Raw genomic sequence first — 23,040 nt, 5'->3', positions numbered from 1 at the left:
CCACGTCCGTGCCGGGGGACGGGCCGCGTCCCGTGTCATCCGAAGGTCGCCCGCTCCAGCCAGAACTCCAGCAGCTCCCGCTCGCCCAGCACCTCCAACTCCGGCGCGTCCAGCGGCAGTCGGCGGTAGAACGCCAGCAGGACGGAGGTGAGCGGCCCGCGCAGGGCCACGGTCGCCTTCCGGTGGCCCCGGCGCCAGGCGACACCGTCCTCGGTGAGCTCCACGAGCCACTCGGCGTTCACCTCCGGCCCGGTGTCGGTGGCGTGGAGGTGGATGCTGCGGCCGGGGCCACGCAGTTCCCTCGCCGCGTGGTGCGGCACCGTCCGCCGCACGTACTCCACGATCTGCAGCCACTCGTCGATCGCGTCGGCGGCCACCTCGGGCGCGACCTCGTAGGGCAGCCCGGCCGTGAGCGTGGCGTCCGCGCGGTGCACGGTGATCTCATGCGTCATCCGGCGGGCCCAGAACCCGGTGGCGGGGATCCCCGCCCAGCTCCACACCTTCGTGTCCGGCCCGGCCTCCCGCAGGGCGGCGACGACCTGCTCGCCGCTCTCCGCCAGCCAGGCGTCCAGGGCGGCGGCGTCCCCCCGCGTCCCCGGCCCGGCGAGACCCGGCACCCGCTCCTCGGGCACCTCCGCGTCGGCCCGGGTCCGCACGATGAACTCCACCCAGCGCAGGGCGCGGCCCATGTGCCGTACGAGGTCCTCCAGCGACCAGTCCGGGCAGGTGGGCACGGTGCCGGACAGATCGGTCCCGGAGGTCACCACGGACCTCAACAAGCCGACCTGGCGGGCGATTTCGTCGCAGTAGCGGTCGTGTGCGAGCAGCGGTGTCATGCACCGCACCCTAGGCGGCCGACGATCAGCCGAGCACCACGATTTCGGCCGCGTCGAACTCCACGCCGACCTCGTCCCCCGTCTCCGGCGCGTCCCGCAGCGCGCACGCCGCCTCCAGGCGCGGGGCGTCCGGGGGCTGGAGGTGCACGGTGACATGGGTGCCCCGGAAGGTGCGCGCGGCCACGGTGCAGCGCAGGCCCGCGTCGGCGGGCACCAGGCGCACCCCGGCGGGCCGCACCAGCAGGGTCCGGGTGCCCTGCGGGGCGTCCTCGGGCACCGGCACCTTGCCCCACGGCGTGTCCGCGGCCTCGGTGCCCACCGTCGCCTCGACCACGTTCTCGAAGCCGAGGAAGCGGGCGACGAAGGCGTCGGCGGGCCGCTGCCACACATCGAGGGGCGTACCGGTCTGGGCGATGCGCCCGTCCCGCATCACCACGACCCGGTCGGCCAGCGCGAAGGCCTCTCCCTGGTCGTGTGTCACGGCGAGCACGGTCGTGCCCAACCGGCCGAACAGTTCCTTCAGTTCGACGACCAGACGCTCCCGCAGCGACCGGTCGAGCTGTCCGAGCGGCTCGTCCAGCATCAGCAGCCGGGGGCTGGGCGCGAGGGCCCGGGCCAGTGCCACTCGCTGCTGCTCCCCGCCGGACAGTGCGGCGACGGCCCGGCGGCCCGCGCCCGGCAGCCCCACGAGGTCCAGCAACTCCTGCACCCGCTCGGCCTGTCGCCGCTTCGGCTCGCCGTGCATCCGCAGTCCGAAGGCCACGTTGCCGCCCACGTCCCGCTGCGGGAACAGCTGGTGGTCCTGGAACATCAGCCCGACTCCACGCCGGTGCGCCGGCAGGCCCGCCTGGTCGTGCCCGTCGAGCGACACCCGCCCGCAGTCGAGGGGTTGCAGTCCGGCGACCGCCCGCAACAGGGTCGACTTGCCGCTGCCGCTGGGTCCGAGCACGCACACGATCTCGTGCTCGGCGACCTCCAGATCGACGGCGTCCAGCACGGCCCGGCCGCCGAAGCGGACCGTCGCGTCCCGCAGGGCCAGCAGCATCAGAACTCCCCCGTCCGGTCCGTGCGGAGCCTCTCCAGCACCAGCAGGGCCACGGCGCACACCACCATCAGAATCGTCGAAAGGGCCATCGCCTGGCCGTAGTTGAGGTCCCCGGGCCGCCCGAGCAGCCGGGCCACGGCCACCGGCAGCGTCGGTCGGTCGGGCCGTGCGATGAACACCGTCGCCCCGAACTCCCCGAGGGACACGGCGAAGGCGAACCCGGCGGCGATCAGCAGCGCCCGCCTCACCATCGGCAGATCCACCTCCCGCCACACCCGCCAGGGCGAGGCCCCGAGCACCGAGGCCGCCTCCCGCAGCCGCACGTCCACGGCCCGCAGCACGGGCAGCATGGTCCGTACGACGAACGGCACCCCGACCAGCGCCTGCGCGAGGGGCACCAGGATCCAGGAGGACCTGAGGTCCAGTGGCGGCTCGTCGAGGGAGATCAGGAACCCGAAGCCGACGGTCACCGCGGACACCCCGAGCGGCAGCATCAGCAGCGCGTCGAAGCCGCGCACGAACCGCCCGGCGTCCCGGCGGGTGAGCGCGACCGCGGCGAGCCCGCCGATCAGCACGGCGATGAGCGTGGCGGCGACGGCGTACGACAGGGAGTTGCCGATCGCCTCGATCGGCGGGACCAGGAACACTCCCCCGTCCTCGCTGGTCAGCGCCCGGTAGTAGCCGAAGCCGGGCGCGTCCAGGGACCGCTGCACCAGTACGGCGAGCGGCAGCACGAGCAGCACGGCGACGGTGACGAGCACCCCGCCCAGCAGGGCCCACTGTCCCGCTCCGCGCGGCCGGCGCGCGGTCACGGACGCGTCCACCAGCCGCAGCGCGGTCTCCCGCCGCCGCACGGTCCAGGCGTGCACGGCGAGGATCGCGCCGACCGCGACGAACTGGATCATCGTCAGCACGGCCGCGGTGGACAGGTCGAAGATCTCCGAGGTCTGCCGGTAGATCTCCACCTCCAGGGTGGAGAAGGTGGGCCCGCCGAGGATCTGCACGACACCGAAGCTGGTGAAGGTGAACAGGAAGACCATCAGCGCGGCGGCGGCCACGGCCGGGGCGAGGGCGGGCAGGGTGACCTGCCGCCAGGCCTTCAGCTGGGACGCCCCGAGCATCCGCGCGGCCTCCTCCTGCCGCGGGTCGAGCTGCGCCCAGAGCCCCCCGACGGTCCGGACGACGACCGCGTAGTTGAAGAAGACGTGCGCGAGCAGGATCGCCCACACCGTGGTGTCCAGGCGCAGGCCCCACAGCTCGTCGAGCAGCCCGCCCCGCCCGACCAGCGCGAGGAACGCCGTACCGACGACGACCGTCGGCAGCACGAACGGGACGGTGACGACCGCCCGCAGGACCTGCTTGCCCGGGAACTCGAAGCGCGCGAAGACGTACGCGCCGGGGAGCGCGACCAGCAGCGTGAGCGCAGTGGAGACCAGCGCCTGCCAGGTGGTGAACCACAGGACGTGCCGGACATCGGACTGGGCGAGCACCTCCGTGATCCGCCCGAGGTGCCAGGTGCCGTCGGTCTTCAGGCCGCGCGCGACGATCGCGGCGACGGGGTAGGCGAAGAAGACCGCGAAGAACGCGACGGGCGCGGCCAGCAGGCCGAACCGCGCCGCCGCGCCCCGCCGCCGGGCGGCTACTTCAGTACGAGCGAGGTCCACGACTTGACCCACTGGTCACGGTGGCCGGCGATCTTCGCCGGGTCCATGGTCTCCGGGTCCTTCGCCTGCGGCCCGTACTTCACGAACTCCGGCGGCACCTGGACGCCCTCGGTCACCGGGTACACGAACATGTTGAGCGGCATGTCCTCCTGGAACTTCCTGCTGACGAGGAAGTCGAGGAGGGCCTTGCCGCCCTTGCTGTTCCCGGCGTTGGCGAGCAGCCCCGCGTACTCGACCTGCCGGAAGCAGGTGCCCTCGGCGACCCCGGTCGGTGCCGTGCCCGGCTTCGGGTCGGCGAAGACGACCTCGGCGGGCGGCGAGGAGGCGTACGACACGACGAGCGGCCGGTCGCCCTTGGCCTTCTTGCCGCCGGCCGATCCGGAGAACTCCTCGTTGTAGGCCTGCTCCCAGCCGTCGACGACCTTCACGCCGTTGGCCTTGAGCTTCTTCCAGTAGCCCTCCCAGCCGTCGTCCCCGTACTTCGCGGCGGTGCCGAGCAGGAAGCCGAGGCCGGGGGAGGAAGCGGAGGCGTTCTCGGTCACCAGCAGGTTCTTGTACCGGGGCTCGACCAGGTCGTCGAAGCTCTTCGGCGGCTCGAGCTTGTGGTCGGCGAAGTACTTCTTGTCGTAGTTGACGCAGATGTCGCCGGTGTCGATGGGCGTGACCCGGTGCTTGTCCTGGTCGACGCGGTACTCGGCCTTGATCTGGTCGGAGCCCTTCGGCTCGTACGGCTGGAACAGGCCGTTGTCGAGCGCCCGCGAGAGCAGGGTGTTGTCGACGCCGAAGAAGACGTCGCCCTGCGGATTGTCCTTGGTCAGGATGGCCTTGTTCACGGCCTGCCCGGCGTCGCCGTCCTTCAGGACGTCGACCTTGTAGCCGGACTGCTTCTCGAAGGCCGCGATGACGTCCTTGGAGGCGGCCCACGAGTCGTGGCTGACGAGCGTCACGGTCTTGGAGTCGCCGGACCCCTGACCGCCGTCGGACGATCCGCACGCGGCGAGCGCGCCGGCCATGCCGAGCCCGACGACGACGGCCGTCAGCCGCTTCTTGTGGTTGCTCACTGGATTCCTCCTGGAGTGACCAGGAGAAGACGCGGCCCTGCCCGGGACTTCCGCGGTCCCGGGCAGGGCGCAACAGCTCGAGTGGTGACCGATCTCCCTACCCAGAATGACCTGGGCCAGGTTCGGAGGGTCTGCGGCCGTGTGCCGCACTCTCAGCGCTGTGGCGCTCCCCTGTCGGAATATGCAGATGTACGTACGACGGTCAGACTACCGTTCGGTGGCCGCGAGCTGACCACACGCCCCGTCGATCTCCTGACCACGGGTGTCCCGGATCGTCACCGGCACACCATGGGCGGCGATGGCCTCCACGAACGCCTTCTCGTCCTCGGGCCGGGATGCGGTCCACTTCGACCCGGGCGTCGGGTTCAGCGGGATGAGGTTGACGTGTACGGGCCTACCCTTGAGCATCCGGCCGAGCCGGTCACCTCGCCAGGCCTGGTCGTTGATGTCCCGGATCAGCGCGTACTCGATGGACAGCCGCCGCCCCGACTTGGCGCTGTACTCGAAGCCGGCGTCCAGTACCTCGCGGACCTTCCAGCGCGTGTTCACCGGCACGAGGGTGTCGCGCAGCTCGTCGTCGGGCGCGTGCAGCGAGATGGCGAGGCGGCACTTGAAGCCCTCGTCGGAGAACCGGTGGATGGCCGGGACGAGCCCGACCGTCGAGACGGTGATGCCGCGCTGCGAGAGGCCCACACCGTCGGGCTCGGGGTCGGTGAGCCGCCGGATGGCGCCGGCGACCCGGTTGTAGTTGGCGAGCGGCTCGCCCATGCCCATGAAGACGATGTTGCTGAGCCGTGCCGGGCCTCCGGGCACTTCCCCGTCCCGCAGCGCCCGCATGCCGTCCACGATCTGGTGCACGATCTCGGCGGTGGACAGATTCCGGTCCAGCCCTGCCTGCCCGGTGGCGCAGAACGGACAGTTCATTCCACACCCGGCCTGCGAGCTGATGCACATGGTCACCCGGTCCGGGTAGCGCATCAGCACGGACTCGACGAGCGTCCCGTCGAACAGCCGCCACAGTGTCTTGCGGGTGGTGCCCTCGTCGGTCGACAGATGCCGCACGACGGTCATCAGCTCGGGCAGCAGCGCCTCCCGCAGCTTCCCCCGGGCACCGGCCGGAATGTCCGTCCACTGCTCCGGATCATGCGCGTACCGCGCGAAGTAGTGCTGCGAGAGCTGCTTGGCACGAAACGGCTTCTCCCCGACAGCGACCACGGCCTCCTTGCGCTCGGCAGGAGTGAGATCGGCAAGATGCCGCGGCGGCTTCTTGGCTCCGCGGGGGGCTACGAATGTGAGTTCTCCGGGTGCAGGCATAACCCTCCCAGTGTCGCAGATCAACTCCGGTAGCCCAGGCCGGAGTGGGGTGGGGGCGGTCACCTGCGGGTGCCGTCCGTCAGCGTCGGCCGGCCTCGGACGGCCCAGGGTCGGCCCAGGAGGTCTGGCTGCCGCCGGCGACTCGCGTGCTGGGTCCGCTGGAGATCCATCGGGGGACGCCTGTCGCAGAGACACGCTGAATGACCAGTTGGAAGTGACTGCCACTGCTCAACTGGGTAGGTATGCTGGTCAGTTGATGCTTGCGCGAATGCGGGAGCCACGCTGAATCAGGGGGAGGTCGGTCGGTGGAAGCTGAAGTCGCTGGCGTCTTGGCCGCCGTAATTGCCACGTTCATTCCGGTCGGCTGGCGCGCATTCAGGCAACTGCTGCAGTTACGCCGGTTGAACTCCGTGCAAGTCGACATCGCCAGCCACAAAGTAACCTTCGAGGTGAAGGGCCGCGATGCTCATTCCGTGAACCTCGACCTGGCCGACGCAAGCGAGGCAGCCCGGTTTGATGAATTCCTGAATGGGTACGACAGCAAGCCCGCGGGACGTGATTCGTGACGATTCCCCCACAACGGACCGGCATTACTCAGACTGGACCAGCCGTTCCCACACCGTTCAACGCTGACGCCCTCAAGGCGTCGCTCGCCGGGGCCGGCGCCGGCGTCGGCCTGGCCGCCTTTGTGGGCGAGAGCTACCAGGACGAGATCGCGGGCAAAGTATTTCTGTACCTGGCTCCACTCATCGCAGTCCTGCTCTCGGCGTTCTTCGAGTGGATCCTCGTGAATCTGGAACTCGTGAGCCGACGCAAGAAGGCAAGAATCCGCTACGCCTCCGTGCAAGCCATGCTGAACGTCCAGAATCTCGATCCCGCCCGGAAGGCCGAATTGGATCAGGAGCAAATAGAAATCGAGAACGAGGCGCTTCGTTGGGGCTTTCCGCTCACGTAAGGCCGGCGGAGCCTTGATGAGTGAGTCAAGCTGCTGTAGCGGTGTGTGTCCTTGCCGGTGCCGTCGGGGCGCGGGGCGTCCTACTTGCCCGTGTGCTCCAGCCGGTCCTTGAGGAGGTGCTCGTTGCGCGGGAGTTCCTTGCGGACCTGGGGGCGTACGACGAGCGGGACCAGGACCTTGCCCATGCCGTGGCCCTCGAAGTCGATGTCGATCGTGACGTGGGAGCGGCGGCCCTCGTCGTAGGGCTCGACCTCGCCGTGCACGTGGGCCCGGACGGGGCCGTCGACGCCGCGCATGCCCCAGCTGTGCGGCGGGTCGTACTCGGTGACCTCCATGGTCATCGGCATGACGCGACGGCCTACGTGCCGGGTCACCCGGACCTTCGAGCCGATGCCGACGGGCCCCTCGTCGAGACGCTCCGCTGACACGGCGCTCAGCTGCCACTCCGGCAGGTGCTCGGCATCCATGACGTACTGGTAGACCTCCTCGGGACGGCGGTCGACATCGATGCTCTCTCGGATGATGGCCATGATGGCCTCCTTTGGGAGGTACATCTGAATCGTCCCACTTCAGGCCCCCGACCGTCCCCTCGAGACGACAGAGAGCCCCTGCCCGGCCGGGCAGGGGCTTTCCGGCAAGGCCGGTCGGATCAGCCGGATCCCACGAACAGCACGAGCAGCAGCCACACCACCGGAGCCGTGGGCAGCAGCGAGTCGAGCCGGTCCATGATTCCGCCGTGGCCGGGCAGCAACGTGCCCATGTCCTTGATGCCGAGGTCCCGCTTGATCATGGACTCGCCGAGGTCGCCCAGCGTGGCGGTGACCGCGACCGCGAGGCCCAGCACCAGCCCTTGCCACCAGGCCCCGTCGTCGATGAGGAACTGCATGCACAGCGCCCCCGCGACCATGGCGAAGGAGACCGCGCCGAGCAGCCCCTCGCGGGTCTTGCCGGGGCTGATGCGCGGGGCGAGCTTGTGCCGGCCGAACCGCCAGCCGACGGCGTAGGCCCCGGTGTCGCTGACGACCGTGAGCAGCAGGAAGGTGAGCACCCGCTGCGGCCCGTCGTCGGCGGTCAGCATCATCGCGACGAAGGTCGCCAGGAACGGCACGTAGAACGCCGCGAAGACGCCCGCGGTGACGTCCCTCAGGTAGCCCTCGGGCGGTTCGGTCATGCGCCAGACCAGGACCGCCAGTGCCGTGAGCGCCATCGCCACCCACGCGCCCTCGGCGCCCCGGACGTACCCGGCGACGACCATCGCGGCACCGCCGAGCGCGAGCGGCACGAGGGGCGCGCGGATGCCCTTGCGCTCCTCCAGCCGCTTGGTCAGCTCCCACAGGCCCACCACGACGGCCACGGCCACGACACCGACGAACACGGCCTTGACGACGAACAGCGACGCGACGATCACCGCACCGAGCCCGACACCGACCCCTATCGCGGCGCTCAGGTCGCGGCCCGCGCTCTTCTTCGGCGGCTTGGGCGCCGGCTGCAAGGCGTCGGGCATGGGCTCCGGATTCGTGTCGTTTCGGACCGGGGCGCCGCTCAGCCGAGCAGCCCCCCGGTCGTCATCCTGGTTTCCGCCGAATTCGGTCACGTCGGGCACGATGGGCATGGGGCGAGTCTGAGGCGCTTCATACGCATCGTATGCGGGACCCGCCGGAGCGGCTCCTTGGACGTGCCCGTGGCCCGGACCCTGGACGTGCCCATGACCATGCCCTTGGTCGTTGGGCCCCCAGTACCCGGCCTGTGGCGGCGCCCCCCAGGAAGAGTCGTTCATCAGACCTCGAGCAGCTCCGCTTCCTTGTGCTTCAGGAGCTCGTCCACCTGCGCGACGTACTTCGCGGTGGTGTCGTCGAGCTCCTTCTCCGCACGGCGGCCCTCGTCCTCGCCGACCTCGCCGTCCTTGATCAGCTTGTCGATGGCTTCCTTGGCCTTGCGGCGCACGGAGCGGATCGAGATCTTCGCGTCCTCGCCCTTGCCCTTGGCGACCTTGATGTACTCCCGGCGGCGCTCCTCGGTGAGCTCGGGGAACACCACCCGGATGATGTTGCCGTCGTTGCTCGGATTGACGCCCAGGTCGGAGTCGCGGATCGCCTGCTCGATGTTGCGCAGCGCGCTCTTGTCGAAGGGGGTCACCACGGCCATACGCGGCTCGGGCACGGAGAACGAGGCCAGCTGGTTGATCGGCGTCGGTGCGCCGTAGTAGTCGGCCACGATCTTGTTGAACATCGCCGGGTGCGCACGGCCGGTGCGGATCGCGGCGAAGTCCTCCTTGGCGACCACGACGGCCTTCTCCATCTTCTCCTCGGCCTCGAGGAGGGTCTCTTCGATCACCACTTGCTCCTGCGTGTCTTGAGTAGGCCCGGCTGCGGTTCCATGTGGGGCGGCGGCCGGCTGCGTCGCGTCTTCTTCTGAACGGTTCCCGACCGGCGGGACATTGTCCATCCCCCGGCCCGGCTCCGTCCCGTCCGTCCCCCGGACGGGGTGGTTCTCCGGTATCAGTCCCGGCTGCCGGGGTCCCCCACCAGCGTGCCGATCTTCTCACCCTTGACGGCGCGCGCGATGTTGCCCTCCGCCAGCAGCTCGAAGACCACGATCGGGAGCTTGTTGTCGCGGCACAGCGTCACCGCCGTGGCGTCGGCGACCTTCAGATCCCGCGTGATGACCTCGCCGTAGCCGAGGTGGTCGAACTTCACCGCGTCCGGGTTGGTCTTGGGGTCGGAGTCGTAGACCCCGTCCACGCCGTTCTTGCCCATCAGCAGCGCCTCGGCGTCGATCTCCAGGGCGCGCTGGGCGGCGGTGGTGTCGGTGGAGAAGTACGGCATGCCCATCCCCGCGCCGAAGATGACCACGCGGCCCTTCTCCAGGTGCCGCACGGCGCGCAGCGGGATGTACGGCTCGGCGACCTGGCCCATGGTGATGGCGGTCTGCACCCGGCAGTCCACGCCCACCTTCTCCAGGAAGTCCTGGAGGGCGAGGCAGTTCATGACCGTGCCGAGCATGCCCATGTAGTCGGAGCGGGCCCGGTCCATGCCGCGCTGCTGGAGTTCGGCACCGCGGAAGAAGTTGCCACCGCCGATGACGATCGCGATCTCCGCACCGTCGCGTACGACGGCCGCGATCTCGCGGGCGATCTTGTGCACCACGTCGGGGTCGACGCCAAGGCCGCCGCCACCGGAGAAGGCCTCTCCGGACAGCTTCAGCAGAAACCGGCCGCGCACTTTGCCGTCGTCGCTCTTCTGGGCCTTGGTGGTCATGGGGGATCCCGCCTCTTTCACGTGTTGCACATACCAAGAAGGCCATTGCCGGTGGGGCGTGTTTCGCATCCCATACGGCAATGGCCTCCTCGTCAGATCTGCTGTCGTCCGCCACTCATGTGACGGCGTACGCGGACGACTGCTGTCGACCCTATAGGGGTCGGGCGTCGATCGCGGTACGGACTCAGATGCCGACCTTGATGCGCGTGAAGCGCTTCAGGGTGACACCGGCCTCGTCCAGAACCTTCTGGACCGACTTCTTGTTGTCGAGCGCGTACGGCTGGCCGAGCAGCGTGGCGTCCTTGAAGAAGCCGTTGAGGCGACCCTCGACGATCTTCGGCAGGGCGGCCTCGGGCTTGCCCTCGGCGCGGGTGGTCTCCTCGGCGACGCGGCGCTCGGACTCGACGACCTCGGCCGGCACGTCCTCCTTGGAGAGGTACTTCGGCGCGAAGGCGGCGATGTGCTGGGCGACGCCCTTGGCGATCTCGGCGTTCGGCTTGTCCAGCTCGACGAGGACACCGATCTGCGGGGGCAGGTCGGGCATCGTGCGGTGCATGTACGCCGTCACGTAGCCGTCGGCGAACTGCGCGAAGCGGTCCAGGACGATCTTCTCGCCGAGGTTGGCGTTGGCCTCGTCGACGAAGGCCTGGACGGTCTTGCCGGGCTCGATCTCGGAGGCGAGCAGGGCCTCGATGTCGGCCGGGGAGGTCTTGGTGACGTGCTCGGCGATGGTCTTGGCCACGGCCTGGAACTTGTCACCCTTGGCGACGAAGTCCGTCTCGCACTTCAGCTCGACGAGGACGCCGGCGGAGTTGTCGTCGGCGATGATCGAGACGACGGCGCCGTTCTCGGCGGAGCGGCCCTCGCGCTTGGCGACGCCCTTCTGGCCCTTGATGCGGAGCGCCTCGACGGCCTTGTCGACGTTGCCCTCGGCCTCGTCCAGCGCCTTCTTGCAGTCCATCATGCCGGCGCCCGTGAGCTCACGGAGCTTCTTGACGTCGGCGGCGGTGTAGTTCGCCATGAGTCTGTGAATCTCTCTCGAAGTCTGGAAGATCGAAGATCTGCGGATGCGCCCACGGAGCCGGAAGGCGCTGTCCTTCCGCTGACCTACGGGTCAACGGCGGGAGCGGACTCCACCGCGCCGAAGGCGCTGGTGGGTACGGCCGCTCCCGCCGTCAACTCGGACTGACGGGTCAGGCCTGCTCGGCCTCGGCCGGCTTCTCGCCCTCGGCCTCGGCGGCCGGGGCAGCCTCAGCGGCCGGAGCGGCCTCGGCAGCCGGGGCAGCCTCAGCGGCCGGAGCGGCCTCGGCGGCGGGGGCGGCCTCGTCGGCCTTCTTCTCGCCCTCGAGCAGGTCGCGCTCCCACGCGGCCAGCGGCTCGCCCGCGGCCTTGTCGCCCTTGCCCTCGGTGGCGACACCGGAGCGGGCGATGAGGCCCTCGGCGACCGCGTCCGCGATCACACGGGTGAGCAGGGTGACGGAGCGGATCGCGTCGTCGTTGCCCGGGATCTTGTAGTCGACCTCGTCGGGGTCGCAGTTGGTGTCGAGGATCGCGACGACCGGGATGTTCAGCTTCCGGGCCTCACCAACGGCGATGTGCTCCTTCTTGGTGTCCACGATCCAGACGGCGCTGGGCACCTTCTGCATCTCGCGGATACCGCCGAGGGTCTTCTCCAGCTTGGCCTTCTCGCGCGAGAGCACGAGAAGCTCTTTCTTGGTCAGACCGGACGCGGCGACGTCCTCGAAGTCGATCTGCTCGAGCTCCTTGAGGCGCTGCAGACGCTTGTAGACGGTCGAGAAGTTGGTGAGCATGCCGCCCAGCCAGCGCTGGTTGACGTAGGGCATGCCGACGCGGGTGGCCTGCTCGGCGATGGCCTCCTGCGCCTGCTTCTTCGTGCCGACGAACATGACCGTGCCGCCGTGGGCGACGGTCTCCTTGACGAACTCGAAGGCGCGGTCGATGTACGACAGCGACTGGAGCAGGTCGATGATGTAGATGCCGTTGCGCTCCGTGAAGATGAAGCGCTTCATCTTCGGGTTCCAACGACGGGTCTGGTGACCGAAGTGGACGCCGCTCTCCAGCAGCTCCCGCATCGTGACGACGGCCATGGCCGTATCTCCTTGAATTTCTCGGTTGTGCCGCGGATGCCGGACGGCTTCCGCGCCTGACGCCCGCTGCGCGCCGTGCCACGAGGGACCGAGGGGCGCTGATACGGGCCCGTTGCCGGGGTTCGTATCGGGGCGTGCGAAGTCGACCCGATGACTCGGGTCGCCACCAGAAGTGTACGGGACCCGTGGGGTGCCGGGTGACGCCGTTGTCCACAAGCGGGCGCCCACCCACAGCCGCGAGCGGCGACAGCGGTACTCCGGAACGCTTTCCGCATGCGAGCGAACCGATGTGTACGTGTCTGTGCACGCCTGATCCTGCTGGTGATCTTCACGGCGACGGCCCTGCTGGCCCCGCCGCCGACGCTGTTCGCGGCGGGTGCGCCCCTGACCGACGCCGACCCGCCGGCCACCGTACCGACCGTGCCGGTGCCGGCCATCGGCCGCGCCTGGCCCGTCGGCTCACGGCCCCCGGTCTTGCGGGGCTGGGAGCCCCCGGCGACGGTCTACGGCCCGGGCCACCGGGGCGTGGATCTGGCGGCACCGGCGGGCGCGCCCGTCCGGGCGGTGGCCCGGGGCCGGGTCGCCTTCGCGGGCCGGGTGGCCGGCAGGGGTGTTGTCTCGGTGGACCTCACGGGTACGGGCGATCCACCCCTGCGCACGACGTACGAACCGGTGACGGCCGCGGTCGAGGAAGGCGAGGAGGTGGAACCGGGCGAGGTGATCGGCACGGTGGACGCGAACGGCTCGCACTGCACGGCCCCATGCGTCCACTGGGGCCTGCGCCGCGGCGAGAGCTACATGAACCCGCTGTCGCTCCTGCCGCCGTGGCTCCTGCACAGGGGACCATCGAGGCTGCTGCCGCTGGCGTAGCGGGGGAACCGCCTGCGGCCACACCTCCGCGGCGTCAGCCCCGCACACCCCGCAGCGCCATCGACACCGCCGCGTCCGTGATCGCCCCGGGGTCCTCCGCGGCCCCGAGTTCGATCCGGCGCACGGCCGCGTCCACCACGCCCTGGACCAGCATCGCCGCCAGCCGGGGCTGTTCGTGTCCGAGCTCGCCCAGCGCCTCCACGATCATCGCGACCAGTCCGCCGTGCGCCGCCCGGATCTTCTCCCGGGCTCCCGCGTCGAGCTCACTCGCGGAGATCGCGACCACGGCCCGGTGCCGCCGGTCGCCGACCAGTTCCAGCTGCTGCCGCACATACGCCTCGACCTTGGCCTCGGCCGTCCCGGCCCGCTCCATCGCCGCCGACACGTCCGCCGCCCACACCGGGAAGTCGACCTCGCACAGCTCCTCGACCACGGCCGCCCGCGACCGGAAGTACTCGTAGACGGACGATCGCGCGAGGCCCGTCCGCTCGGCGAGGGCCGGGAAGGTCAGCGCCTCCGTACCGCCCTCGGACAACAAGGAACGAGCCGCGTCCAGCAGGGCGGCTCGCTGCATCGACCGGTGCTCGGCCACGGAGGCCGCTCGAATCCTTGGCACGTCAACACTCTACGGACGCAATCCTCCGGACGGGAGTCGTTGACACCGACCCGACGGCATCCGGGCAGGTCAGCGGCCGAAGCTCGCCAGTTTCGCTCTCAGCTGCAGCACCGACTTGGTGTGGATCTGGCTGACCCGGCTCTCGGTCACGCCCAGCACGTTCCCGATCTCGGCCAGGGTGAGGCCCTCGTAGTAGTACAGCGTGACCACGGTCTTCTCCCGCTCCGGCAGCGTGTTGATCGCCCGCGCCAGGAACCTCCGCAGCTCCCGGTCCTCGGCGACCTCAACGGGGTTGTCGGCGGCCGTGTCCTCCAGCGTGTCCATGACGCTGAGCCCGTCGCCGCCCTCACCGCCCCCGTGCAGCAGTTCCTCCAGAGCCACCACGTTGGCCAGTGACAACTGGCTGAAGACCGCGTGCAGTTCCTCGACGGCGATGCCCATCTCGCAGGCCACCTCGCCCTCGGTCGGGGTCCGCCGCAGCCGGGCCTCCAGCGTGGCGTACGCCCGCTCCACGTTGCGCGCCTTCTGCCGCACCGAGCGGGGGATCCAGTCCAGCGCCCGCAGTTCGTCGATCATCGCGCCGCGGATCCGGGTGATCGCGTACGTCTCGAACTTGATCTCCCGGTCGATGTCGAACTTCTCGATCGCGTCGATCAGCCCGAACACCCCGGAGGAGACGAAGTCCGCCTGCTCGACGTTGGACGGCAGGCCCACGCTGACCCGTCCCGCGACGTACTTCACGAGCGGCGAGTAGTGCAGGATCAGCTGCTCCCGCAGCCGCTCGTCCCCCGTCGCCTTGTACGACCGCCACAGCTCGTCGAGCGTCGAGGGAGCGGGCGGCCGCACGCTGCCACCGTCACGGGCGGCTGGGGGGATCGCCGCCCGGTCGGACCCGGAGGTGTGCTGGGGCATTCGTCGCCTTGTGCCGTTCTGCTGCGAAGTGGTGCTGCTGGGGTGGGCTGTCTGTCTGATGTCGAGTTGCCTGTCCGTGTCGGGATCCTCGTGAGCGTAGCGTGACTGCGGTGTCGCGGTGTGCGAAGAGCGGGGGCGGCGGCGGACGCAGACGCGTTCCTGAGGGCGTCCCGGCGGGGCGTGGCGATCGCCCGGTGTGATCACCGGATGGCCCCAACTGGGCGCATTTCCAAGGGTTCTCGGGGTTCCCCCGGACGGCCGAACACACACGGTCAACCCGGCCTGTTGGCGTCGCGGACCGACATCACCGCCTGGCGTGTCAACTTCCAGCCGTCGCCGTGTCGTTCGACGTAACCGAGTGCTCGGAGTTCGTACAGTCTCGCGATCGCGTCGTCCGGTGCGGTCTGTGCGGAGCGCGCGATCTCGTCGGGCCCTGCGACCCCGCGCCCCGGCAGCGCGGCGAGCACCTGCCGGGCGGCCGGTTCCAGCAGGTCCCGGGGAAGGACGGGGCCGCGCCGGTCGGGGGCCAGCTGCCCGATGTCACCGACCAGTTCGACGACGTCCGCGGCGTCGGTGACCAGGGCGGCCTCCCCGCGCAGCAGATCGTGCACTCCGGCGGAGAGCCCGCTGGTGGCCGGGCCCGGCACGCCCATCGTGTGCCGGCCGAGGCGCTGCGCGGCCCGCGCGGTGACCAGGGAGCCGCTGCGGTGGGCTGCCTCGACGACCACCGTGCCGCGGGTGAGGGCCGCGATCACTCTGTTCCGCAGGATGAACCGGCTCGGCGTCGGATGGTCGCCGGGTGGCAACTCGCCGATCACCAGGCCCTGTTCGGCGATCCTGCCGATCAGCTGGGTGTGGCCGCGGGGGTAGGGCCGGTCGACGCCGCAGGCGAGGACGGCGACGGTGGCGCCGCCGGCTCCCAGTGCTCCGCGGTGGGCGGCGCCGTCGACCCCGTAGGCGCCGCCGGACACCACGACCCAGCCGTGCTCGGCCAGGCCGGCGGCGAGGGTGGCGGCCATGTGGGCCCCGTACTCGGTGCAGGCCCGGGCGCCGACCACGGCGACGGACTTCAGCGCCCACATCCGCAGACTGGGCCGGCCGCGCACCCACAGCCCGAGAGGCCGGGCGTCCCCGAGATCATCGAGCTGCCCCGGCCACTCCGCGTCCCCGGGAGGGACGAACCGCACCCCGGCGTCCCGGGCGGCCTGAAGATCGCGGCCCGGCCGGGCGGCCTCCGCCCTGGCCAGGAGCCCGGTCCACCGCTTCCCGCTCGCCCCCGGGAGGGCGGGCCCGCCCTGCCGTAGCCTCCGCACCACCTCCCCGGCCCCGAACTGCCGCACCCACCGCCCGCCGACCTCGTCACCGGGCTCGAGGACCCGGGTCAGAAGCACCCTGCCGAGCAGCTCGTCGTCCGGATCGCCGGCGGCGCTCATGCCGGCGCCCCGATGGCCATGGGGACGCCGCGCGGCACACCGGTGCGCAGCTGGAGTGCGAGGGCGACGTCCGTGGCGTCGGGCCGGTCGTGGCCGACGAGGTCGGCGACGGTCCAGGCCACGCGCAGGACGCGATCGAGGCCGCGGGCCGTGAGGACGCCCCGCTCCAGGTTCCGTTCGGCCTCGTCCATCGCTCCGGGCACGGCGTACCAGCGGTTGCGCAGCTCACGGCCGGGCACCTCGCTGTTCGTGCACCAGGGGGTACCCGCAAGGCGCTCCACGGCCCGGTCCCGGGCCGCCCGCACCCGGTCGGCGACCGTCGCGGTCGACTCGCCCCTGGCTCCGACTGCGGTCAGCTCGGTGCGGGTGACGCGGTCCACCTCGACGCGCAGGTCGACCCGGTCCAGCAGCGGACCGGAGAGCCTGGCCTGATAGCGGCGGATCGCCGAGGGCGGGCATTCGCACAGGTCGTCCCGCTGCGAGAAACGGCCGCACGGGCACGGGTTGGCCGCGAGCACCATGAGGAACTTCGCCGGGAAGCGCACGACTCCCGCACTGCGGGCGATCACCACGTGCCCCGCCTCCAGCGGCTGACGCAGGGCGTCGAGCGCCTGGCTGCTGAATTCCGGCGTTTCGTCGAGGAACAGCACCCCGCGATGGGACAGCGACACCGCCCCCGGCCGCGCGACGCCCTGGCCGCCGCCGACGAGGGCCTGCATCGTGGCCGAGTGGTGCGGGGCGCAGTAGGGCGCGACGTCGATCAGCGGCCTGCCCGGGGGCAGCAGGCCCGCCACCGAGTGGACCGCGGTGACCTCCAGCGACTCCTGCCGGCCGAGCCGGGGCAGGATGGCCGGCAGCCGCTCGGCGAGCATGGTCTTGCCGGCGCCGGGCGGTCCTTCGAGGAAGAGGTGGTGCCCGCCCGCCGCGGCGACCTCCACCGCCGTGCGCGCCGAGGTCTGCCCGACAACGTCCGCCAGGTCATGACCGTGGTCGTGCTGGGCGGCGCCGATGCCGTGCATCCCCGTGGCCGCGCCGGTGCCCGGCACGCGCAGTCCGGCGAGGAGCGGGTCCGGGCGGCCCTGTTCGTCCTGTTCCTCGTCCGGCACGGGCTCGTCCGCCAGGACGGCGATCAGCTGCCGCAGGCTGCGCACGCCCAGTACCGACACCCCGGGCACCAGGGACGCCTCGGCGGCGGCGCACTCGGGCACCACCACCTGCTCGTATCCAGCGTCGGCCGCCGCCAGCACCGCCGGCAGCACCCCCCGCACCGGCCGCACCCGCCCGTCGAGTCCCAGTTCGCCGATCATCACGATGTCGGCGAGGACCCGGGGGTCGACGCGCTCGGCCGCGCCGAGGACGGCCGCCGCGATGGCGAGGTCGAAGCCGCTGCCGGACTTCGGCACCGAGGCGGGGCTCAGGCCGACCGTGAGCTTCTTCTGGGGCCAGGCCGCGCCCGAGTTGACGACCGCGGCGCGCACCCGGTCCTTGCTCTCCGTGAGGCTCTTGTCGGGCAGTCCGACCAGCGTGAAGGCCGCGACGCCGGGTTCGAGGTCGGCCTGGACCTCGACGACCACGCCCTCGACGCCGACCAGCGCCACCGAACACGTACGGGCGAACGCCATTCAGGCCACCCCCCGCACATGCTCGACCACGGCGGCGCCGCGGGCCGGCAGCAGCACCCCGACCACGTCGATGCGGACCCCGCCGGGCGGCGCGCCCCCGTGTGTCTGGATCCACCGCTCGGCCAGGTCCCGCAGCCGCTCCGCCTTCTGCGGGGTCACGGCCGCCATCGGATGCTCGAAGGGGCCTTCCCTGCGGGTCTTCACCTCGCAGACGACCAGGACGTCCCCGTCCGTGGCCACGATGTCGATCTCGCCGGTGCGGCCGGAGCGCCAGTTGCGCTCCAGGACCGTCAGACCGGCCTCCGTCAGCCGCCGTGCGGCCAGACTCTCCCCGTACTTCCCCATGGCACTGCGTGCCAGCTGTGCGGTCATGTCGGCACCACCTCCGGCGCCAACGATCACGCACCCGCCCCCAAGAAGTGGATCTTGGTGGACGGGTCAGCGATTGTGGACAACTCCGTCACCCACTCGAGGAACCTCAGCCGCTCGGCAGCTCCAGATCGCTCTTGTTCAGCTCCTCGATGTTCACGTCCTTGAACGTGAGCACCCGGACCTGCTTCACGAACCGCGCCGGCCGGTACATGTCCCACACCCAGGCGTCGGCCATGGACACCTCGAAGAACACCTCACCCTGGACCGAGTGCACCTGCATCTCGTAGTCATTGGTCAGGTAGAAGCGCCGCTCGGTCTCGATCACGTATTTGAACAGACCGACGACATCGCGGTACTCCCGGTAGAGCTTCAGCTCCATCTCGGTCTCGTACTTCTCGAGGTCCTCGGCGCTCATGGCATGTTCCCCTTCAGCCGTGCGATCCCCCCATTGTGCGCCAGTCCCGTGAGCCCCTAGACGATTTCCGGGTCAAGGATCACTGGCCTGGCCGGGGGACCTTCGTCGAGCAGCGTGCGCAGCAGCCCGGCGAGTCTGGTCGGATACACCGTCTCATGTGCCCGGCTCAGTTCCGGACACGTCCACCAGCGCGCTCCGGCGACACTGCGCCGTTCCAGCTCGGTCAGCCCGGTGGCGGCCACCGCCGTGCGGTCCGTACGGGCCAGGTAGTACCACTCGTCCTGGTCCCAGCGGCGGCCGGCGAACGGGAAGGAGCACCTCCGCCGCCACAGCACCGGGCCGAGCTCGACGCCCGTGATGCCCGTCTCCTCAACGAGTTCCCGCAGGGCGGCCTCTTCACGGGTCTCGTCGCCCTCCACGCCCCCGCCGGGCGTGAACCACCAGTCGTCGGCCGGATCGTCCGGTTCGTGCCCGTGCAGCAGCAGGATGCGGTCCTGCGGATCGAGCAGCACGACCCGGGCGACCTTGCGCAGCCCGCCCTCGTACGTGTCCTGGCCCGCTCCCGCGGCCTCAGCGGCCACCTGCGGGCTCCGCGCTCTCCCGTCGGGCCCGGGCGGCGCCGGTGCGCTTGGCGATGGGCCCGTAGGCGCCCCCGCCCAGGACGAGCACCCCGCCGGCGATCACGAGGAGGGTGATCGTCCGCAGCGGGCCGGGCGAGGACAGGGCGCCGAGCGGCTCGAAGCCGGTGGGGCGCTCCAGCATGCCCTTCATCGGCCACACGACGGAGTCGACACGGGCGTCCACGGCGGAGCGCGCCACCGTGCCACTGGCGGCGTCGGTCAGGTGGGCGGTGGAGTCCACGGAGTTGCCGCGCTCGTCACCGAGCAGGAACAGCCGGCCCTTGGGCACGGTCACGGTCGGGAAGTTGCTCATCTCTGCCGGCGTGCCCTGGGGCAGGTACGTTTCGTCGATCTCCTTGCCGTTGACCTTCAGCTTGCCGTCCTGGCAGCAGGAGACCGTGTCACCGCCGATGGCGACGACGCGCTTGACCATCGGCGCGTTGGCCCAGGTCGCGTCCTTGAAGACGACGACGTCACCGCGGTGCACCTCGCCACCGTCGACGCGCTGCGCCAGGATCCGGTCGCCCGCGTCGATCGTCGGGGTCATCGAGCTGGTGGGCACGGTGTACGGCCGGTAGACCACCGCTCCCCAGGCGAATCCGCCCAGGAACAGCACGAGGCCCAGTGCGACGGCCAGCCCGGACAACCGCTGTCCGGTCCGGCTGCCCACCGGGCCCGTGCTCGAGCCGCCGCTGCGCGGGGCCGTGTGCGTCATGCTCTCGCCACCCATGGGTCCGCACCCTACCGGGGGGTACCGGCCGGGGTCAGCCCATGGTCGGGATCACTGCTTCCTGCGACGCCACCACACCACCGGCACCACACCGGCCAGTGCCAGGCCCTGCGGCGCGGCCGGCAGGCCCGCGGCGGCCTGCTGGTCGCTCAGCCCGGGCTGGTCGAAGGTGTCCGGGACCGGCAGCGTGCCCCAGCGGTCGATCGGCCAGGCCTTCACGATGGCGCGTCCGACGACCTCCTTGACCGGGACCATGCCGTTGTACTTCTCGCCCTGGTTGTAGCGCGAGTCACGCGAGTTCTGCCGGTGGTCGCCCATGACCCAGATGTAACCCTGCGGCACCTTGACCTTGAACTGGCCGCCCTGGTCGTCGTTCGAGCAGGGCGTGTTGCCGGGGAAGACGTACGGCTCGTTCAGCGCCTTGCCGTTAACCTTCAGCGGGCCGGTGCCCTTGCACTCGACCGTGTCGCCGCCGACCCCGATCACCCGCTTGATCAGGTCCTTCTCCTCCACCGACGGCATCAGGCCGATCCAGCTGAGGAACGTCTGCAGCGCGTTGGGGTCGGGCGTCGGCTCGCCCCTGAGCCAGTTGCCGGGGTCGTGGAAGACGACGACCTCGCCGCGCTCGGGCTCGGAGCCGAACCAGGGGGTGAGCTTGTCGACCAGGACGCGGTCACCCTGCTGGAGGGTGTTCTGCATCGAGTCGGAGGGGATGGAGAAGGCCTGCACCAGGAAGGTCTTGATCAGCAGCGCCAGCACCAGGGCGATACCGATCAGGATCGGCAGCTCCTTCCAGAAGGAGCGTGGCTTCTTCGGGGTCCGGGCCGTGCCGCCCGGCCCCTGGTCCCCGGCTGTCGTGTGCTCGCCCGTCACCCTGTCGTCCCCGGCTGCCCCGGAGTCACTCCCGGAGGTCACGGCGCTGTCCGCGGCCGGGACAGCGGATTCCGCGGGGCGTCCGCGGTGCTCCTCGCCGTCGTGTCCGGACCGTGCGCCAACCGCCACATCCCCCACGCCAACTCCTCACTCTGTGCCGCCGCCTGCCCCATACACGGCGCAGGCCCACCACTCCCATAACGAGCGGGAGTTCCGCAGGGGTCGGGAGCTGGATCGTCTCGTTCGAATCGTAGGAGGCAACCCTATGCGACAGTTCGTTAGCTGCGGTCGACCCGGGGGCCGAGTCGGACACGGAGGCGTACGTATTCGGTTCCTCCAGCATGTTCCAGTGCCCGAAGGGCCAGGCGATCACCATGGCGCGGCCCACCACCTCGTCCTCGGAGACCGTGCCCCCGTAGTCGGTGTCCTGGTGGGCGCGGGAGTCCGCGGAGTTGTTCCGGTGGTCGCCCATCACCCACAGCCGCCCCTGGGGGACCGCGATGTCGAACGGGGTGTCGGACGGTGCGGCGCCGGGGTAGAGGTAGTCCTCGACCAGGGGGACGCCGTTGACGGTCACGCGTCCCTGCGTGTCGCAGCACTTGACGCGGTCGCCGCCGACGCCGACGACCCGCTTGATGAGGTCCTTCTCGTTCTCGGACGGCAGCAGGCCGATGAAGGTGAGCCCTTCCTTGACCTGCTTGATGACGACGGGGTCGGCCTTCTGCGGGGTGGGCTGCTCGTCCTGGAGCCAGCCGCCGGGGTCCTTGAAGACGACGACGTCCCCGCGCTGCGGCTTCGAGCCGAACCACGGGGTGAGCTTGTCGACCAGGACGCGGTCGCCGATCTGGATCGTCTGCTCCATGGAGCCGGACGGGATGACGAACGCCTGGACGAGGAACGTCTTCAGCACCAGCGCTATCAGGACGGCGACGCCTACGAGGAGCGGTATCTCCTTGACGGCACTGCGCCTGCGGCGCCGCTTGACCCTGCGCTGGAGCTTGCGGCGCTCGGCACGCGTACGGCCGCCGCCGGACGGACCGGCGGCGCGCCGGGCGCCGGTGGGCAGCAGGTTGTCCGCGGGGCCGGCAGGGACGCCGCGCGGTTTGCCGCGGTTACCCATGGGCGCCCGCCTTTCCGGCGGCGGGCACGCGCGCGTAGGCGTCGGGGCGGTGCAGCCCGGTGGCGTGGCCGAAGGGCCAGATGATCCAGTCGGCGCGGCCGATCACGTCGCCGACGGGGATCATGCCGCCGCCCGGCGAGCCGAGGTGGTCGCGAGAGTCGCTGGAGTCGCTGCGGTGATCGCCGAGGACGAAGAGGGTGCCGCGGGGCACGACGACGTCGAAGGCCACAGTGGACGGGCTGTCGCCGGGGTACAGGAAGCCCGACTCGTCGACCGGCCGGCCGTTCACCTGGATTCTCCCCTCCCTGTCGCAGCAGACCACATGGTCTCCCCCCACACCGACAACGCGTTTGACGTAGTCCGCGTGCCCGAAGTACCCGGTCCCGTCGAACACGACGATGTCTCCCCGCTGCGGCGCGGCACCGAAACGGTACGCCAACCTATTTACGAGAACCCGGTCCCCGATCCTCAATGCCTGCTCCATGGATCCGCTGGGGATCTGGAACGGGCGCAGCACGAACGTGCTGAGCAGCAGCAGGAACACCAGGCAGACCAGCAGGGTGAGAGTGATCCGGCCGCCCGGGACATGGGCGCCGAGGCGCGAGACGAACGCGAAACGCGACCGGTCCTCCGGCCCTGCGGGTTCCGAGGTCGTGGCCTCGGAGCCGGAAGGGCGGGAGGAGCGGTCGCGCTCCGTCGGCTGTGCTTCGGTGTCCATCGGAGCCAGATGCTATCCGGCTCCGACGTGAACCCCGGAGAGCGCTCAGTTCTCGCGCTTCTCCTTGATCTTCGCGGCCTTGCCGCGCAGCTCGCGCAGGTAGTACAGCTTGGCGCGGCGGACGTCACCCCGGGTGACGAGCTCGATCTTCTCCACGATCGGGGTGTGCACCGGGAAGGTGCGCTCGACGCCGACGGAGAAGGAGACCTTGCGGACCGTGAAGGTCTCGCGCACGCCGGAACCCTGGCGACGGATCACAACGCCCTTGAACTGCTGCACACGGGAGCGGTTGCCCTCGATGACGCGGACGTGCACGTTGACGGTGTCGCCCGGGCGGAAGGCGGGGACGTCGCTGCGCAGCGACGCGGAGTCGACGGTGTCGAGCAGGTGAGACATTTCGTCTGCTTTCCTCGCTGATGCCACAGGTCATCAACGGAAACTAGGTGTTTCGGGATCAGGTGTGTGCGGGTCGGGACGGACGTCGTCTCCCCCTGTGGCA

General features: G+C 70.5%; 26 protein-coding genes and 1 riboswitch. Of the genes, 3 read left to right on the top strand and 23 right to left on the bottom strand.

Features of this window, described 5'->3' with window-relative positions:
- Nucleotides 1–35 precede the first annotated feature (35 nt).
- From IGS69_RS25395 to rlmN, 5 genes are all read right to left on the bottom strand, one after another.
- The gene (locus tag IGS69_RS25395; RefSeq protein ID WP_190902804.1) at nt 36–836 is read right to left on the bottom strand and encodes a maleylpyruvate isomerase family mycothiol-dependent enzyme; all 801 of its coding nucleotides are present in this window, start codon (nt 834–836) and stop codon (nt 36–38) included.
- 25 nt (nt 837–861) lie between these two features.
- Complete coding sequence (locus IGS69_RS25390) at nt 862–1,881, bottom strand: ABC transporter ATP-binding protein (protein WP_190902803.1); 1,020 nt, start codon at nt 1,879–1,881, stop codon at nt 862–864.
- Nucleotides 1,881–3,482 (bottom strand): ABC transporter permease, encoded by a 1,602-nt coding sequence (locus tag IGS69_RS25385; protein ID WP_190904635.1) that lies wholly within the window; start codon nt 3,480–3,482, stop codon nt 1,881–1,883. Before IGS69_RS25385 ends, IGS69_RS25390 begins: the two co-directional genes overlap by 1 nt.
- Nucleotides 3,483–3,520: 38 nt before the next feature.
- Nucleotides 3,521–4,558 carry a thiamine ABC transporter substrate-binding protein gene (locus IGS69_RS25380; protein ID WP_190904634.1) on the bottom strand — a complete coding sequence of 346 codons (1,038 nt, stop codon included), beginning with the start codon at nt 4,556–4,558 and terminating at the stop codon, nt 3,521–3,523.
- A 124-nt stretch (nt 4,559–4,682) separates the two neighbouring features.
- Nucleotides 4,683–4,789: riboswitch (TPP riboswitch) on the bottom strand.
- 24 nt (nt 4,790–4,813) lie between these two features.
- Nucleotides 4,814–5,920, bottom strand: coding sequence for a 23S rRNA (adenine(2503)-C(2))-methyltransferase RlmN (gene rlmN, locus IGS69_RS25375; protein ID WP_190902802.1), 1,107 nt, complete (start codon nt 5,918–5,920; stop codon nt 4,814–4,816).
- Nucleotides 5,921–6,225: 305 nt separating this feature from the next.
- Between rlmN and IGS69_RS25370 the strand changes: the two genes are divergently transcribed.
- Both IGS69_RS25370 and IGS69_RS25365 read left to right on the top strand, forming a co-directional pair.
- Nucleotides 6,226–6,486 (top strand): hypothetical protein, encoded by a 261-nt coding sequence (locus tag IGS69_RS25370; protein WP_190902801.1) that lies wholly within the window; start codon nt 6,226–6,228, stop codon nt 6,484–6,486.
- Entirely contained in the window at nt 6,483–6,875 is a 393-nt protein-coding gene (locus IGS69_RS25365) for a hypothetical protein (RefSeq protein ID WP_190902800.1), read from the top strand. Before IGS69_RS25370 ends, IGS69_RS25365 begins: the two co-directional genes overlap by 4 nt.
- A gap of 80 nt (nt 6,876–6,955) precedes the next feature.
- Here the strand turns inward: IGS69_RS25365 and IGS69_RS25360 are convergent, their stop codons facing one another.
- The 6 genes from IGS69_RS25360 to rpsB all read right to left on the bottom strand — a co-directional run bounded on the left by IGS69_RS25360 (nt 6,956) and on the right by rpsB (nt 12,240).
- The gene (locus IGS69_RS25360; protein ID WP_190902799.1) at nt 6,956–7,405 is read right to left on the bottom strand and encodes an SRPBCC family protein; all 450 of its coding nucleotides are present in this window, start codon (nt 7,403–7,405) and stop codon (nt 6,956–6,958) included.
- A 119-nt stretch (nt 7,406–7,524) separates the two neighbouring features.
- Nucleotides 7,525–8,652 carry a phosphatidate cytidylyltransferase gene (locus tag IGS69_RS25355; protein ID WP_190902798.1) on the bottom strand — a complete coding sequence of 376 codons (1,128 nt, stop codon included), beginning with the start codon at nt 8,650–8,652 and terminating at the stop codon, nt 7,525–7,527.
- Entirely contained in the window at nt 8,652–9,209 is a 558-nt protein-coding gene (gene frr / locus IGS69_RS25350) for a ribosome recycling factor (protein ID WP_006136598.1), read from the bottom strand. Before frr ends, IGS69_RS25355 begins: the two co-directional genes overlap by 1 nt.
- 164 nt (nt 9,210–9,373) lie before the next feature.
- Entirely contained in the window at nt 9,374–10,132 is a 759-nt protein-coding gene (gene pyrH, locus IGS69_RS25345; protein ID WP_190902797.1) for a UMP kinase, read from the bottom strand.
- Between the two features lie 184 nt (nt 10,133–10,316).
- Nucleotides 10,317–11,153: a translation elongation factor Ts gene (gene tsf, locus IGS69_RS25340; RefSeq protein WP_190902796.1), complete on the bottom strand. Its 837-nt coding sequence runs from the start codon at nt 11,151–11,153 to the stop codon at nt 10,317–10,319.
- Nucleotides 11,154–11,325: 172 nt separating this feature from the next.
- Complete coding sequence (gene rpsB, locus IGS69_RS25335; protein WP_190902795.1) at nt 11,326–12,240, bottom strand: 30S ribosomal protein S2; 915 nt, start codon at nt 12,238–12,240, stop codon at nt 11,326–11,328.
- 273 nt (nt 12,241–12,513) lie between these two features.
- Between rpsB and IGS69_RS25330 the strand changes: the two genes are divergently transcribed.
- Nucleotides 12,514–13,110 (top strand): M23 family metallopeptidase, encoded by a 597-nt coding sequence (locus IGS69_RS25330; protein ID WP_190902794.1) that lies wholly within the window; start codon nt 12,514–12,516, stop codon nt 13,108–13,110.
- A gap of 34 nt (nt 13,111–13,144) precedes the next feature.
- On the opposite strand, the gene IGS69_RS25325 is transcribed toward IGS69_RS25330, so the two are convergent.
- From IGS69_RS25325 to rplS, 12 genes are all read right to left on the bottom strand, one after another.
- Nucleotides 13,145–13,702: a TetR/AcrR family transcriptional regulator gene (locus IGS69_RS25325; protein ID WP_190904633.1), complete on the bottom strand. Its 558-nt coding sequence runs from the start codon at nt 13,700–13,702 to the stop codon at nt 13,145–13,147.
- 93 nt (nt 13,703–13,795) lie between these two features.
- Nucleotides 13,796–14,638 (bottom strand): RNA polymerase sigma factor WhiG, encoded by an 843-nt coding sequence (whiG, locus tag IGS69_RS25320; RefSeq protein WP_190902793.1) that lies wholly within the window; start codon nt 14,636–14,638, stop codon nt 13,796–13,798.
- A gap of 272 nt (nt 14,639–14,910) precedes the next feature.
- Entirely contained in the window at nt 14,911–16,071 is a 1,161-nt protein-coding gene (gene dprA, locus IGS69_RS25315; protein ID WP_190902792.1) for a DNA-processing protein DprA, read from the bottom strand.
- The gene (locus IGS69_RS25310; RefSeq protein ID WP_190902791.1) at nt 16,068–17,693 is read right to left on the bottom strand and encodes a YifB family Mg chelatase-like AAA ATPase; all 1,626 of its coding nucleotides are present in this window, start codon (nt 17,691–17,693) and stop codon (nt 16,068–16,070) included. Before IGS69_RS25310 ends, dprA begins: the two co-directional genes overlap by 4 nt.
- Nucleotides 17,694–18,095 (bottom strand): YraN family protein, encoded by a 402-nt coding sequence (locus IGS69_RS25305; RefSeq protein WP_190902790.1) that lies wholly within the window; start codon nt 18,093–18,095, stop codon nt 17,694–17,696.
- Between the two features lie 76 nt (nt 18,096–18,171).
- On the bottom strand, nt 18,172–18,480 hold the full coding sequence (locus IGS69_RS25300; RefSeq protein ID WP_003993268.1) for a DUF2469 domain-containing protein: 309 nt from the start codon (nt 18,478–18,480) through the stop codon (nt 18,172–18,174).
- A 56-nt stretch (nt 18,481–18,536) separates the two neighbouring features.
- A complete protein-coding gene (locus tag IGS69_RS25295) occupies nt 18,537–19,061 on the bottom strand; it encodes an NUDIX hydrolase (protein WP_190902789.1) in 525 nt (174 codons plus the stop codon).
- Nucleotides 19,051–19,830, bottom strand: a complete 780-nt coding sequence (gene lepB / locus IGS69_RS25290; protein ID WP_190902788.1) for a signal peptidase I — start codon at nt 19,828–19,830, stop codon at nt 19,051–19,053. The genes IGS69_RS25295 and lepB (IGS69_RS25290) overlap by 11 nt, the downstream gene beginning before the upstream one ends.
- Nucleotides 19,831–19,881: 51 nt before the next feature.
- Nucleotides 19,882–20,841 carry a signal peptidase I gene (lepB, locus tag IGS69_RS25285; protein WP_190902787.1) on the bottom strand — a complete coding sequence of 320 codons (960 nt, stop codon included), beginning with the start codon at nt 20,839–20,841 and terminating at the stop codon, nt 19,882–19,884.
- Nucleotides 20,729–21,823 (bottom strand): signal peptidase I, encoded by a 1,095-nt coding sequence (gene lepB / locus IGS69_RS25280; protein ID WP_190902786.1) that lies wholly within the window; start codon nt 21,821–21,823, stop codon nt 20,729–20,731. The genes lepB (IGS69_RS25285) and lepB (IGS69_RS25280) overlap by 113 nt, the downstream gene beginning before the upstream one ends.
- A complete protein-coding gene (gene lepB / locus IGS69_RS25275; protein ID WP_190902785.1) occupies nt 21,816–22,541 on the bottom strand; it encodes a signal peptidase I in 726 nt (241 codons plus the stop codon). The genes lepB (IGS69_RS25280) and lepB (IGS69_RS25275) overlap by 8 nt, the downstream gene beginning before the upstream one ends.
- Nucleotides 22,542–22,586: 45 nt before the next feature.
- Nucleotides 22,587–22,937: a 50S ribosomal protein L19 gene (gene rplS, locus IGS69_RS25270; RefSeq protein WP_046727833.1), complete on the bottom strand. Its 351-nt coding sequence runs from the start codon at nt 22,935–22,937 to the stop codon at nt 22,587–22,589.
- Between the last annotated feature and the right edge of the window lie 103 nt (nt 22,938–23,040).

The organism is Streptomyces tuirus (genome assembly GCF_014701095.1).
GTDB lineage: Bacteria > Actinomycetota > Actinomycetes > Streptomycetales > Streptomycetaceae > Streptomyces > Streptomyces tuirus.
Note: the sequence above shows the minus strand (reverse complement) of the source record. Positions and strands in the feature narration are given on the sequence as shown.